Raw genomic sequence first — 14969 nt, forward strand, 5'->3', positions numbered from 1 at the left:
AGGTTGTTTATAAAACAATAAGAATAGATAGTATATAATATAAAAATATTACCCGTATGTAGTAATAAATTTTTAAGAAACACCAATTGTAAAAAGTGAGTAATAAATCATGAAGTAAAAATAGTTGTATTTTCAAAAATTTATCAACGGTAGTTACGAATTAGTTCCTTATAATTTTATCATTTTGGAATAGATCGTTTCTATAAATTGGAGTAACAAAGGATTTATCCAAAGTCCTAAAATGCGTATGGTAATTGGATATTAAATGTATTGTACAGGACTATTAATAAAAGGTGGAGGTGATTATATATGTTTTCTACTGTTCATAAATATTTAGGTAGTATTTTTGGTGGAGGTGGTAGAAGCTTCTAATTTCATAAACACAGCATGAAAGAAAGGGGGTGAAAAAATGAAATTGGATAGTTCGTTATTTAGTAAAAAAATGTACATGGGTGTAGTTTTTGTAATGGTAGTTTGTGTAATCAATTTGACGCAACCACACTTAACCTCAACATTAGGTATTTCGACCTATGCAGCTAAAAAAGTAATTGATATTATTTCAGCCGCTGGTTCTGTTTGGTCTGTAGTAGGGATAGTTGCAGCTGTTGTTGGCGGTGGAGGTATTGGCGCAGCAATTTTAGTTACAGCAAAATCTTTTGTGAAAAGATATGGAAAAGCATTCGCTACTGCATGGTAAAAATTATATTATTAACGGACAGCTTTTAAAGCTGTCCGTTAATAATATAGGAGGGGTAATTAATGGGAAATATTTATTTAAAAATTTTTAAAAGAAAAGTACAAATTGTTGAAAATTTCTATATTTTTAAAATAATCTTTCTAACGATATATATATGTATAAGTGTATTACTGCTCTTTATAATCAATCTTACTCATTCGTTACTTCCTATTATCTTAATAAATTTTTTGCTATTAAATTATAATTTGCCAAAAACGGAGTTAGATTTAAATCAAATGACAAGTTATAACTATTTTTACTCAAATAAGGTATTTATGACATACATACTTTTTTTGAGTAAGAAAAATAATCCCTTATTTTCGATGTTTTTCTTAATAAATTTTTTTAATATAATATTGAATATAAAGAACGGATTTTTTATGATTAACATATTGTCAGCATTCTGTATACAATTGATATATTTTTTTATGCAATTATTAGTGCAACGTACGTATAAGATTTTAATCTCCATTTGTCTTATTATTATGTTGCTGGGTTTACTCTTTGGCAAAACTCTTTCAATTTCAGTTCTTTTACTCTTATTAGTACTTTTACTGTTAGTATCTATGTATTTTAATATTTTTACTAGGAAAAAATTCAAAAGTTTTAATCTTAAATACGTTCGGAATACTGCGGAAATCAAGATGAAAAAAATATTTACTCATAGAAATATGTATAAACAGTTATTTATAACTTATTTAAATAGAGTTTCTATTAAAGAATACTTTGAATACTTATTTATTTGTTGTTCATTGATTGTATATTCGTATTTTGTTGATCTTATCTTTGATAACATAGGTTTGTTGATTTTTTTTAGTTTGGTAGATATGGAGTTACTTTCAGATAAGTATTTTAAAAATTTAAATAGAACAAGTTCAGAATTTTATTTTTTTAAGAATTCATCGGTACAGAAAAATAAAGTATATTTTTTATCGAGTTATTTCCATAAATGTTTGATTTTTATAATGATAGGTATAATTTCTTTGATTTTTAGTGGAAATCGAAAGTTGGCAGTTCTTTTGGTTGATTTTACATATTTAACAATAGTAATCTTCTGTATTAGTTTTTTATATTATCAATTAAAAAATAAAGGAATCTTAACTAGAAAAAAAGAAAATAATTTTATTGTTCAATATATTTTGTTTATTTTTATTCTGTTATCTTTAATAGGGAAATCGTATATTATTAAATATTTAATAGAGAGTAGTTGAAGATTGAAATGAAGCAAGACAATAAATTTAAGGTAAAGGAATATTTACTATTTTTTTTAGCAGCTATCCTTTATCTTATGTTTGTGTATTTTACATTTGAACAATTTGATATTCCATCGGAAGTTAATGAAGCTAGTATTAAAAGTGTAAAATATGGTGTTAGTTATTCCTTGGAGATCATTGCTAATAATACTAGAAACTTTGTACAATATATACTGTTATTTCCAATTGTACCTGTTTTAATTTTATACGAGTTGTTCATGATATCTTTTCAAGTTTGGATATCTGTTAACAACGTAGGGAGCTTTGAAACATTTAAATTATTGTTTAAACATGGAGTTGTAGAATTACCGAACATGTTTCTGTATATGTTTTTATCTTTAAACTGTTGTATTATATTTTTTAAAAGATTTAATGTAATCGATGTTTTTAAGGCTATTAAACAAAATAAAAAAATATATATATTCAGTTACATATTGGTTTGCATTTCAGGAATAATAGAAGGGATGATAGGATGAAAACAGTTATTGAATTAGAAAATGTTGGAAAAGTGTATCAAGAAAAGACTATTTTTAGTGCTATTAATATAAGTTTTTTAAATAGTATGTATTTTTTAAGAGGGAGTAATGGAAGTGGGAAAAGTGTTTTTTTGAGATGTTTGGGAAACATAGAATATTTTTCAATAGGGACTTTTAAACATAACAATAAAAAAAATTTGTTTCTGACAGATCAGTCTTTATGTCATTACTACCTCACTATAATAGAAAATATAGAGCTGTTTTATTCTATTCACGGACTAGAGCTAACCACAACGAAAATAGAGTTAATAAAGAAGCTTTACAATGATGATAAACAATTAACCACTTTGGCAGAAAATGCCTCGCTAGGAATGCTATTGAAAGCAGCATGTACATTACTTTTTGAGAAAAATCATTGGGATTTAGTTATTTTAGATGAAACATTTTCAAGTATTGATAAGCAGGGTAGAGATATCTTATTTGAACAGTGTCATAAATTAATTTTAGAAGGAACTTGTGTTATTTTAGTTTCACATAACAAATTAGAATCAGAATACAAGTATAACTATTTTGTTATAAACTTAGATGAAGAAGGTGAGCTAATTGAATACAAAGAAGAGTAACTGGTCGATAATTGCATTTTTTATACCATATATTGTTTCAAATATTTTTGTGTTTTTTACTCTAATAGAAAAAGATAATAAGTTATTAGAAGTGATTGAAGAGTCATCAAAACTATTAAATATTTCAAATGGAAAATTTAATTTCTTTATGATAGTTGTAGTTATAATCGCTAACTTGTTTATTTTTTTTGTTACGTTCATACTCTTAAAAATTATTTTAATTATTTTTGGATTAAAAAAAAATTATGATCAAGATATATTTATCTGTTTATTATTATCAGTAAGCTTAGTTAATCTACTAGTTATTGTTATTTCTCAAATAGTAACAATTGATAGATTACCGCTATCAATTAGTACTTCTATTATTGAAGTGATAGTTTTTTTATTGTTGTTTTACAGTAATAATAAGGATGTAAGAGCAACTAAATTGTTGTTTTTTGGAAAATTACTATTGCTTTTAATTAATATAGGATCGTTAATTATATAAAATATAAATTGTAGGAATGTTATGAAGTAAATTGCGTTATATTGTAAAATTAATATTTAGAGTGGCTGAATTTTTTTGAAAATTATAAAATTGATTACTTCTTTTATTTTAAATAAAGAACTTTATGCTAATTTAACTAATTTAAAATTAGTTAATATATATAATCAAATAAATAGTATACCAGTGAAAGTGCTCGTTATTTTGAACAAATTTTTTGCTCGCTTTTGTTATATTTTATATAGAAAGATAAGCAAGGTTCAAATCCCACTAAAAATCTCTGCATTATTTAAATTTGGGAGGGACAGTCAGTCCTATTATGTTTTCTTTGTTGACAGCAGCTAATTTTATAAATGATTTAGAAATACAATCTATGGGATTAGTAATAGGAATTACAACTATTATTTTTAGGTTATTGCTAAAATTACCAATAATTATAGGAGAGAACGTTATTGAAAAAGTTAACTAAAACAATTTTTTTATTAAGTATCATAGGTGGAATACTATTATTTAGTGGGATTATTATTTATAAATCAAATCTCACTGCTTCAAAAAAAGAAGATTTATATAATACGGTTACAGTAAAGAAGAGTGACTCTTTAATTTTTAAAGGGATTGTTCAACCTAAAACAACTAGTTATTTAAATTTTGATCAATCCCTTGGGAAAATCAATACTATCTCCGTGAAGAATGGTCAAGAAATCAATGAAAATGATGTAGTTGCTATCTATCAAAATACAACTGTTGAAGATCAAGCAGAAGAACAGACCCAATCTCTAGAAAAGTTGAATCTGGCAGTTACAAATGCTCAAATAAATCTAGATAATGCAACACAAAAACAACAAGAATTAGAAAATCGCTTAACTATTACTAAAAATGAACAAACCACCATTGTAAATAAAAAAATGGATGATGAAATTAAAAAAACCGAAAAAGCTGAATCTGATAATAAAATTGAAACTATACAACAAGCATTAGATACACAAAAAGAGGCAGTTTTACAAGCACAACAAGCGTTAGATGCGGCGAATGTTGATTTATCCAGTGCCAATAATACTATTGAACAGACAAAAAAGAAAATTACCACTACCGTAACAGCACCATTCAAAGGAATTGTCTATACTAACGATAAAGGTAAAGTAGACGCAACAGTACCATATGCGACTATTGTTAGTCCGGAGACAGTTATAAAAGGTTCTGTCACAGAATATGATTATAATAAAGTAAAAGTGGGTCAACATGTAACGATTAGTCAAATCAATGAAGAAAAAGCAACAGATGGAATAATTACTGAAATTAACGCATTACCTGAAGATATGGCTGTCAGTGCACAAAATACATCATCAACTAAAAACAGTACAATTTCAACATTCTCATTTTTAATTAGCCCTAAAGAACCTATTCATTATGGCTATAATGTCCAAATCAGTGTTCCAATGAATAATTTAGAGTTGGCTAAAAAGAATACAGTTAAAGAAAATAATAATGAAGTATTCGTTTTTATTTATAGAGAAGGAGAAGTTGTTAAAAAGAAAATAGAAGTAAAAGAAGATAATGAGAAATATATAGTAAAGACTGGACTTAAGGAAAATGATTTAATTATTGAAAACCCAGATACTAGTCTGAAAGATGGCCAAAAAGTGACGGTGAAACAATGATTGAACTCAATAAGATAAATAAATACTATACAAATGAAGAGGAGTCACTTCATGTATTAAAAGATATTCAGTTATCCATCAAAAAAGGTGAAATGATAGCGATCATGGGCCCTTCAGGATCTGGCAAATCGACATTAATTAATCTTTTGGGCTTTATCGATCGTAAATTTGAGGGAGAATACTTGTTTGAAGGCAGATCTTTGGTTAATACAGAAGATGACATTCTTTCTAAAATCAGAAATCAAACAGTAGGCTTTATTTTCCAAAACTTTAGTTTGATTGAGAGCAACACAGTTTATGAAAATGTAGAACTACCTCTTCTTTATAATGGGGTATCTCCTTTTAAAACGAAAGAAAAAGTTTTTTCCGTATTGGATAGAGTTGGTTTAAAAGGAAAAGAATATAAATACCCAAAGCAGTTGTCTGGTGGCCAACAGCAGCGGGTGGCCATTGCCCGAGCATTGATTAATCACCCTAAGTTTATTATAGCAGATGAACCGACAGGTGCTTTAGATACACACACCTCAGAGGAGATTATACAACTTTTTACTACTTTAAATAAAGAAGATGACGTAACGCTTATTATGGTTACTCACAACCCTGAAGTCGTTCCTTATTGTCACCGGTTGCTTACTATTAGAGACGGTGCAATTATTGAAGATAAGGAGTTGGTGCAATGAATCTTTATGTAAACATGCGTTCTGCTTGGAAAGCAATTAAAAATAATCGAAAACGTAGTGTATTAACCATGGTAGGAATTATTATAGGAATATCGTCTGTTATTACAATTTTAGCTATTGGAAGAGGGTTCGAGAAAGACACCATAAAAAATCTTACTAAGAGTGATTCTAAGGATGTGGAAATTCAATTAAATTTTACACCGAGTGATACGTCTTTATATGATACAAATACAAAATTCTTTCAAGATATAGACTTATCTACAATAAGAAATGTAGAAGGGGTAAAAAAAGCTGACTATTCTAAAATTGATGAAGAGCAAATCTACAAAGATTTGTTTATTAGGGGAAATAAAAAAAATAAACAGATTAAACTTATAGATTCTGAAGGAAAAAAAGTTTCTATTGGCAGAAATTTAACAGGCCAAGATAGTGGATTATTAAATAAAGTAGCAACAATTGATTCATTTACAGCCAAAGAGTTATTTAATACACTAGAACGAGCATTGGGTAAAGGAATTGAAATTGAGCAAGAATTATTTAAAGTGGTAGGGGTTTTCCCTGGAGAAGAGCAAGATAATTTGTTTTCCTTGTCAAATACAAATATTGAAATTCCAGAAGATACGTATCACTATTATTTTAAATCAGATAAAAATACTTCCTCTCTAACATTAGTCTTAAAAGAAGGAGTTAAACCCGATAAGGTGACTTCAAAAGTAATAAAACAATTAAAAGATAAGGGTAGTTTGAGACATCTGGGAGAATATGAAGTAATAGATACAGCAATGTTGACGAAAGGAATTAGTCAGATTCTCAGTACAATTACTTATTTTATAACAGCTGTAGCAGGAATATCATTGTTTATTGCGGGGGTAGGGGTCATGAATATGATGTACATCTCTGTATCTGAGCGAACAAAAGAAATTGGTATAAGAAGAGCATTAGGAGCTACTCGAAAATCTATTATGTTACAATTCCTTTTAGAAGGTTTAATTTTAACTATTTCTGGAGGAATAATTGGCTATTTATTAGGAATGATTTTTGCTTATGGTATTGGCTCTTTGATAGAGGTTCACGTATCAGTTGATTTATTTACTATTATACTAGCGGTTGGTGTTGCTTCAGTTATTGGACTAGTGTTTTCTGTAATGCCTGCCTCAGAAGCAGCTGAAAAAGATATAATTGATATATTAAGATGATCTAGTCAAAAAGAGAGTAGTTTGACATATGTTGTTCTTGAATTAAATCTTATTTTTTAATGTAAAATAAGAGCTTGTAATAGTAGGACTCTAAAAAGTTGAAAAAGCATAGATATTTCATAGAATAAACGAATATCTATTTTAACTGCCTAAATCATTTATAACAAAAAAATCTGAGACAGAATGAATCCCATTCTGTCTCAGATTTTGTTTTTCACAACTCATCAGACCTTATTGATAAAGAGTCATTTTAATAATAACCCTTAGTTTTTTGTGAAAGATTTTTTATTTGTCTTCTTTTTTACGGTTTCGTCTAGCAGGAATCAAGGTTACGTAGGCAACGAAACCACCAGTACATAGAACGAATAACACGATGCCAGGAATCAATCCTTCTGGTAAATAAGAGAACTGAATAGTATGGGTTCCAGCGCTGACAGGAACGCTTAGAAAGGCATCTTTAAAGGCTTTTGGGGTAACTTTTTTGCCATCAATTTTGACACGCCAACCTTTGTCATAAGGAATTGTAGTGACGAGTACTTGATCTTTGTCAGCGGTAAAGGTACCTGAAGCAGAGCGTTTGCCAGTGGTTAAATCAACGCCTTTTTCTTGCACGGCGGAAATGGCTTTTTCAAATGCATTGGTATTTAAGCCAACTACTTGCGGCTGAACAAAACTTACTGCTTTGGTTCCATAAAAACTTACTTTGAAGTTAACAGTTGTATCTTTTGGATAGTAGCCTAAATTATAATATTGGCCAGTAATGCCAATTTGTGATTGCTGACTTGAGCCGTTCACGGTGACCGTCGCAGTGGAACTTTCCAATTGAGCAAAATCCGTTGGGAATAAACTCAAATAAGCTTGCGTATTGGCGGGCACATTGACTGTATAAGAAATCTCTTTGGCTACGTTATGTTGTTTCTCCGTAAAAGTTACGCCAGCTGTATTTTGCGTAATTGTCACGTTATTTTGAAGCGTCATCGTTGGTTGATAAAAGGTAAAATACCGTTCATTGGTATTGGCTAAAGCATTTAGTAAATTTGTTTGACTACCTAAATTATCATTGAGAGGTTGCCGGACATTGTAAATCTCTTTGTCTGCTAAAAATCCTAACGGCAAAGCATTTTCGTTACGATAAAGCTGATATTTACCAGCAGCTGCTTGTCGCTCAAAGCCGAATTTCATTGGATTGTTTTCAGCAATATTGTATTTAATGCCCATCAAAGCATCCATTAACAAGGTATTATTTTGGTAACGAATATTTAAATTCGTGCCTCGCGAGCGGAAACCTAAGGCGTTTAGGTATGTTGAAGAATGTCGGTTCCGTACGGAAGAAAACATGCTAATGCCACTGTAGCCATAGTTAATGCCGTCATTGGCCGAAACACCATTTAAATTTTCCAAGCGGTAAAAGGTATCATTTTCTTTTTTTGTTTGATCGACTAGATTTTTTAAGTCAGGATAAGGCTCAGAATACAAGCTGCGTGATGCGTAGTTCCAATCATCTAAAATACCAGTGACCATCGCCCGTGTATTAATGATTGCTTCACCTGAAACGAGCAGCAATAACAAAATCACTAAGTATTGCATAGGCGCTTTTTTCAATTGATAAAAAGCAATCCCGAAAAAGTATAATAGTAAAAAAGTTGCCGTTAATACGAAAGAGGTTAAAGTCACATACGTATAACTAGTAGCACCTTTTGTGCCCATTGCAAGAGCAAAAATTGCTAAAAGAATCAAAATCAAGCCGCTTAAGACGCCGAGATCATCCTTTTCAAATTTTTCCCAACCATAACCAGCAAGCAAAATAACTAGGAATGAAAAGAGGAAACTATAGCGGAAAAGAAACATGTTCGGCGCATGCATACCGTGCCAGAATAAATTTAAGGGCGTGATGTAAAAGCTAGCAATCAATAGGACAAACAAACTGCCAAAAAGTAGTTTGTTTTTCAATGGAACTTCTTTCGTAACGAAATAGAAGAGACAAAAAATCAAAGGCAACAACCCAATGTAAATAAAAGGAATGGACCCATATTTGGTTGTATCGTAAACGCCAATCATATTTTTCATAATAATATCTAAAAAGGCAGTCGCTTCTGTTTTAAAGGTTGTAATTTCAGAAAGAGTTTCACCATTGGTTCGTAAATCTAAGACAGCAGGTAAGACCATAATCATGGATGCTCCACCAGCTAAAAGAGAAGTAGTAAAATACGCAACGATTCGAGATTTATATCGTTGCCAGTCTGTAAACGTTCGTGCAAAATAGTACAGGAAGGAAAACAACCCAATCATAAAGCCAAAATAATAATTTGTAATGAAAAGCAAGAAATAACTGACAAACAATAATGTCGGTTTTCGTTGGTCCATTAAACGATGAATTCCTAAAATTACGAGTGGCAGATAAATAAAGGCATCCAGCCACATAATTAATTCTGAATGGGCCACAATGAAGGACATTAGCGCATAAGACACACTTAAAGTCACATGGGACCATTTAGGAATCTTAAAGGTTTGTTTTGCCAAGAACCAAAAACTCAAGCCAGCACTCCCAATTTTCAACAACGTTAGGAAATAGAGCGCATCAGGCATGTTTTGATTGTTAAAGAAAAAGACGAGCGGCGTAAATAAGCCACCAAGATAATAGGAAATTAAGGACAAGTAGTTTAGTCCCAAAGAAGCATTCCACGTATAGAAAAGACTTTGTTTTCCATGAAGAACATTGTTAAAGCTTGCGTGAAAATTTGAAAATTGAGAAAAGGCATCGCTGGCTAAAACACTGCGACTACTTCCTGGATAAATCCCAATACTCAAATAGATAATTGCCATAATTAAAAATGGAATGAAGAAACTGGCTAACATATAAGGCCAGTTGTTTTTTAAAAACTGCCTACTTTTATTTTTCATAAATAACCTCACCTGATTTTTCGAAAGTACCTATAGTTTATCATACTCTTTATTTGATGTACCAATAGAAGAAAAACTTTAAAATTTTATTAGGATCCTAAGGGTGGAGTGAAGAAGAATTAGGAGTAAAGGATTGACATTCAAATGCTAAATCACCAGATTAAACAACGAATATTCTCCGAAAAATTGCTGAAAACGCCCTGTGGATAACTTTGTGCATAACTCTGTTGAAAACCACAAAAAAGCTTTTTATCTCGGTTTATCCACAAGGATAAGTTTTCGAGTTGCTAAAAAAAATAGACGCAAGTTCAGAAGGCCTGCTTGCTAAAAATAAAGGAATCCCTAAAGTTGAAAGAAGATGAAAACGTTATTAAAACAACGTTTTCATCTTCTTTTTTCTAGAATTTACAAAGATTTAATGTCGAACAAATAAGCATTGTGGAAAAGTTTTTTGGAAAAAATAAGAAATTTCATCCACAAAGTTTTCTGTGGAGAATTTAAAAATGCTTGTCAAGCTTTTTTTGAAAAAATGTGGATAACTTTTTAAAGACACGCTTTTTTCCATTTGCGAATTTGCGTTCGGAAACTAGTAAAAGGGGCAACGCTATTAATGTGAATCCATTTCCAAAGAGGCCATTGTGCTTTGGTAGTCGCCCAAGCCCGTTGTTGAGGTAAAAATAATTCGTCTTCGGAAAGCGAGTCAATCCAATGAAGTAATTTTTCTAAGATGTCTTGCAACGCAATCAGCTGACTTTCTAAACTCATTTGTCCATAGGTTTGATAAAATGATTGATAGAGAGCGCCCAGTTGATTCCATTTATAACCTTCAGCTGGCGTTTGAACGGTCAGACCACGTTGTTCTTGTTCTTCCCAAGAAAGCAGCAAGTTGAGCCAGCCTAATTGATAGGCTAAGTTCTCTGAAGGTGTTTTAGCTACTGTTTCAATTCGGTGATCTTTAAGTGTTTCAGGAATTTCTGCAAATTCAGCTAAATATTTTTGTGAAGCTATTTGAATGGCCTCAATCAAGGCTTCTTTTGATTCATAGGTTCGCATTCTTCGGCTAACGTCCTTTCTTGGTAGGATCTGCTTGTTTTTCTTGAGTAATTTGAGTGACTAAACCAAAAGGATCTTTCACAATCGCATAAAATGTTGCAAATTCATTTTCAATTGGTTCTTGGATAATACAGGATTCGGGATGGCACGTGAGTTTTTCAAAAATTGTTTTGGCAGAGTGACGGCTATTGACGGTTAAGCTGAGGGTCAATTGTTCTGTGGGCGTGGTATTCATTCCTGCAAACAAAGGATTATCAGCTAGTTGTAATTGAAAAGTGTCCATTTGTAAAATCGAGTGAGAAAGCCAGTGTTCTTCGCCAGCGGGAATGGTCAAAGAAGGATTTAAGCGCTCTTTAAATTCTTGATTAGTAATTTTAAAAAGAATATCACCAGCAAAGGCTTCTTGGTAAAACGTCAAGGCTTCCGTTGCTCGTCCGTTTAAGACCATAAAAAGGGCAAATTGTGTGTTTTTCATTGTTTGAACCTCCTAAGATTGATAAGATAAGCATAACAATAAAAGGTGTCAAAAAGTGACACCGATGGAGGGAAAAATGAAAAAATCAGAACGTTTAAATCAGGAACTTTTTTTCTTGAGAACCCATCCTCAGTTTAATTTAAATCAGTTAATGAAAACTTTTGGGATTTCTAAAAGCACAGCTTTGCGGGATATTGAAGCTTTGGAAAATTTAGGCGTGCCGCTATATGTGGAGAATGGTCGTTATGGTGGCTATCGAGTTTTAAACAAACCGTTGTTGCCGCCGATTTATTTTAACGAAAATGAAGTGTTAGCAATCTTTTTTTCGTTACAATTACTGAAATTAGTCGCAGAGTCACCGTTTGGTCATTCCTATCAGCAAATTCAGCAAAAATTATTGCATTCTTTAGATGAACCAACCCAATTTAAAATCAGTCAAATGAGTAAGGTCGTCTATTACGAAGGAATTGAACAAGTAGAAGCACCAGGCAATTTAGAGCAGCTGTTTCATTGTATTTTGGCGCAACAAGTAATTCAGTTTAACTATACCAGATATGAAGCAACAACGAAAAAAATCTTACCAACCCGGTTAACTATTTTAGAAGGGTATTGGTATTGTTCAGGCTATGATGTGACTAAAAAGGCTTGGCGTACTTACCGCTGTGATTTTATGGAGGCTATTCAGCAATTAAACCAAACACTGGATTTTACGACTGAAGAATTGAAAGAATCGTATCGCCATCAACAAACGACGGCACGTACGATTCCATTTAAAGCAATCATTACAGAAAAAGGCAAAGAATTTTTTTATAAACATCGCTTTGACAATATTCAGTTGGAAGAAACGCCCACGCAGTGTTTTTTAGTTGGACAGATTCATCCAACAGAAACACAATTTTTAGCCAACTATTTTATGGGCTTTGGTGAAGAAGTGACAATTTTAGAGCCAGTCCAAGTGAAACAAGCATATGTAGAAAGTATAATGAGGATTCAAAAAAAATATCAAGAATAGATTGTGGAACTGTGAACAATCTCATGTGTAAAAATGCACATTGGAGAGGAGAAAGAAAAACCCTTGATTTTTAAATCAAGGGTTTTTCTTTCTAAGAACGTGCTTGCCCATTTCCATAAATAACATATTTTGTCGAAGTAAGCTCTGCTAAGCCCATAGGTCCACGGGCATGTAATTTTTGCGTACTAATGCCGATTTCGGCGCCAAATCCAAATTCAAAACCGTCCGTGAAACGAGTTGAAGCATTCGCATAAACAGCGGCTGCATCCACTTGTTGTAAAAATTGTTGTGTGGCAAAGTAATTATCACTAATAATACTTTCAGAATGTTTTGTATTGTAGCGATTAATATGCTGGATGGCTTCGTCTAAAGAATCAACGACTTTCACTGCTAAGATAAAGTCGAGAAATTCCGTTTCCCAATCTTGTTCAGTCGCTGGAATGGCTTCTTCAAAAATTGCTAACGCACGTTCATCTGCCCGAAGTTCCACGTGAAACTCCTTCAAGGCTTTTTCAATTGTTGGTAAAAAGGCTTCAGCCACCTCTTGATGAATTAATAACGTTTCGGCGGCGTTACAGACAGAAGGACGTTGACATTTAGCATTGACAATAATTTCAGTTGCCATTGTTAACTGGGCATCTTTGTCCACGTAAATATGACAATTGCCTGTGCCCGTTTCAATAACAGGAACAGTGGCCGTCGTCAAAACAGTTTTGATTAAGTTGGCGCCGCCACGCGGAATGAGGACATCCAAGTAGTCATTTAAGCGCATAAGTTGTTGGGCTGTTTCTCTAGAAGTATCATCAACAAATTGAATGAGATGGGGAGAAACGGCTTCTTGTATTAGCGCTTCTTGTAAAATTGTCACCAATATCTGATTGGAGTGAAACGCTTCTTTTCCGCCTCGAAGAATAACAGCATTTCCCGATTTGAAACAAAGGCTAGCGGCATCTGTTGTCACGTTTGGCCGCGATTCATAAATGATTCCAATAACACCTAAAGGCACGCGTTGTTGCCCAATTAACAGCCCCGCTTCATTGCGCCACATTTTATCTACTTCCCCAATTGGATCGGGTAAAGTAGCGACTTGGCGTATGCCCTCGGCCATCGCTGTGATCCGTTCTTCTGTTAAACGTAAGCGGTCTTGCATTGTTTCAGAAATTCCGTGGGTAGCGGCTTGCTCTAAATCTAATGCGTTTGCTTGTAAAATGCGGGGTGCATTGGCTTCAATGGCTGCGGCCATTTTGTTTAACAAAGTATTTTTTTGACGAGTATCCATCAAGCCTAGCGTATAAGAGGCGTCTTTAGCTTGTTGCCCTAGTTGCTTTAAATCAGTCACTTTCATGCCCTCCTTTAATAAATAACGTACCGATATCTTTTCCTTCTAAAATTTCAAAAATGATTTTTGGCTGCTTTCCGTTTGCTAAAATCATCGCCTGTTGATTAGCTAACACTCGTTCAGCAGCTTTTAATTTACTAGACATCCCACCAGTGCCAAAGCGGCTCCCCTTACCACCGGCTAATTGGAACAAGTCTTCATTAATTTCATTGATTTCAGAAAATAACGTGGCTTCTTTGTTGACAGTAGGGTTGTCTGAAAAGAAACCATCAATATCTGATAACATAACTAACAAGTCAGCTTGAACAATTTGGCAGACAATGGCAGACAATTGATCGTTATCCCCGAACTTGGTTAAGTGATCCAATTCTTCAATTGCGACAGTATCATTTTCATTGACGATAGGAATAATATTCATTTTTAACAGTTGTTCAAAAGTATTGGTAACATTATTGCGACTTTCAGGATATTCAATAACATCACGAGTTAATAAAACTTGTGCCATTTGTTGGCTATAGGTTGAAAACCGCTGATTATAAATGTTCATTAATTCTGCTTGGCCGACTGCAGCGACTGCCTGTTGTTCGGGAATTGTCGTTGGGCGCACAGATAGATTTAATTTATTCAGTCCGACACCAATTGCGCCAGAAGAAACTAAAATAATTTCTTTGCCTTGGTTGCTTAAATCACTCAAAGTAAAGGCTAATTGATCAATTGCTTTTAAGTTAATATTGCCATTGGGATAAATCAGAGAACTGGTTCCGACTTTGATCACAATTCGTTTGGCCTGTTGGAGTTTGTTTCTCATAAGTGCCTCGTTTCTTTTTACAGTAAAATTTGACACTCATTATAACAAAATCAGCGGCTACTAGAAAGTGCTAAATAATGAATAGTAAAGAAAGTTTAATGAAAGTGTGAACTTTTTGAGGGAATCTTGGGACTTTTTGGGATTTGGTCTGTTTATTTTAAGAGAAGATGATAGACTAAAAGAAGGAAAATAAACAAAAATTCTCCTCTTTTTTGCGTAGTCTAGATTAACTGGGCTTTTAGAAATGAGAAACTTACTAAAAACAACCAGAGTAT

Annotated in this window: 13 protein-coding genes; 8 read left to right on the forward strand and 5 right to left on the reverse strand. The window is 32.6% G+C overall.

The annotated features are described in order from the left end of the window. Positions 1-409 precede the first annotated feature (409 nt). The 7 genes from IGJ46_RS00145 to IGJ46_RS00175 all read left to right on the forward strand — a co-directional run bounded on the left by IGJ46_RS00145 (position 410) and on the right by IGJ46_RS00175 (position 7106). Entirely contained in the window at positions 410-697 is a 288-nt protein-coding gene (locus IGJ46_RS00145; protein ID WP_002368637.1) for an uberolysin/carnocyclin family circular bacteriocin, read from the forward strand. Positions 698-1955: 1258 nt separating this feature from the next. Continuing rightward, complete coding sequence (locus IGJ46_RS00150) at positions 1956-2465, forward strand: stage II sporulation protein M (RefSeq protein WP_002368636.1); 510 nt, start codon at positions 1956-1958, stop codon at positions 2463-2465. After that, entirely contained in the window at positions 2462-3088 is a 627-nt protein-coding gene (locus IGJ46_RS00155) for an ABC transporter ATP-binding protein (protein WP_430613869.1), read from the forward strand. The genes IGJ46_RS00150 and IGJ46_RS00155 overlap by 4 nt, the downstream gene beginning before the upstream one ends. Next, entirely contained in the window at positions 3069-3575 is a 507-nt protein-coding gene (locus IGJ46_RS00160; protein ID WP_218391344.1) for a hypothetical protein, read from the forward strand. Before IGJ46_RS00155 ends, IGJ46_RS00160 begins: the two co-directional genes overlap by 20 nt. Before the next feature lie 449 nt (positions 3576-4024). Further along, a complete protein-coding gene (locus IGJ46_RS00165; protein WP_218391345.1) occupies positions 4025-5230 on the forward strand; it encodes an efflux RND transporter periplasmic adaptor subunit in 1206 nt (401 codons plus the stop codon). Continuing rightward, positions 5227-5910, forward strand: coding sequence for an ABC transporter ATP-binding protein (locus tag IGJ46_RS00170; protein ID WP_002368629.1), 684 nt, complete (start codon positions 5227-5229; stop codon positions 5908-5910). The genes IGJ46_RS00165 and IGJ46_RS00170 overlap by 4 nt, the downstream gene beginning before the upstream one ends. Beyond that, positions 5907-7106, forward strand: a complete 1200-nt coding sequence (locus IGJ46_RS00175) for an ABC transporter permease (RefSeq protein WP_002368628.1) — start codon at positions 5907-5909, stop codon at positions 7104-7106. Before IGJ46_RS00170 ends, IGJ46_RS00175 begins: the two co-directional genes overlap by 4 nt. 285 nt (positions 7107-7391) lie before the next feature. On the opposite strand, the gene IGJ46_RS00180 is transcribed toward IGJ46_RS00175, so the two are convergent. The 3 genes from IGJ46_RS00180 to IGJ46_RS00190 form a co-directional block, all read right to left on the reverse strand. After that, entirely contained in the window at positions 7392-10007 is a 2616-nt protein-coding gene (locus tag IGJ46_RS00180) for a YfhO family protein (RefSeq protein ID WP_002361467.1), read from the reverse strand. Positions 10008-10550: 543 nt separating this feature from the next. Beyond that, positions 10551-11060, reverse strand: a complete 510-nt coding sequence (locus tag IGJ46_RS00185) for a ClbS/DfsB family four-helix bundle protein (RefSeq protein WP_002378680.1) — start codon at positions 11058-11060, stop codon at positions 10551-10553. A gap of 7 nt (positions 11061-11067) precedes the next feature. Then, positions 11068-11535, reverse strand: coding sequence for a VOC family protein (locus tag IGJ46_RS00190; RefSeq protein ID WP_173951244.1), 468 nt, complete (start codon positions 11533-11535; stop codon positions 11068-11070). Positions 11536-11599: 64 nt separating this feature from the next. Between IGJ46_RS00190 and IGJ46_RS00195 the strand changes: the two genes are divergently transcribed. After that, positions 11600-12547: a helix-turn-helix transcriptional regulator gene (locus IGJ46_RS00195; protein ID WP_002385468.1), complete on the forward strand. Its 948-nt coding sequence runs from the start codon at positions 11600-11602 to the stop codon at positions 12545-12547. Positions 12548-12638: 91 nt separating this feature from the next. Here the strand turns inward: IGJ46_RS00195 and IGJ46_RS00200 are convergent, their stop codons facing one another. Together IGJ46_RS00200 and proB are read right to left on the reverse strand one after the other, a co-directional pair. Further along, positions 12639-13892, reverse strand: coding sequence for a glutamate-5-semialdehyde dehydrogenase (locus tag IGJ46_RS00200; RefSeq protein WP_002407587.1), 1254 nt, complete (start codon positions 13890-13892; stop codon positions 12639-12641). Then, entirely contained in the window at positions 13879-14694 is an 816-nt protein-coding gene (gene proB / locus IGJ46_RS00205; RefSeq protein WP_002389550.1) for a glutamate 5-kinase, read from the reverse strand. Before proB ends, IGJ46_RS00200 begins: the two co-directional genes overlap by 14 nt. Positions 14695-14969 lie beyond the last annotated feature (275 nt).

Source organism: Enterococcus sp. AZ120, assembly GCF_050546165.1.
Taxonomy (GTDB): Bacteria; Bacillota; Bacilli; order Lactobacillales; family Enterococcaceae; genus Enterococcus; species Enterococcus faecalis.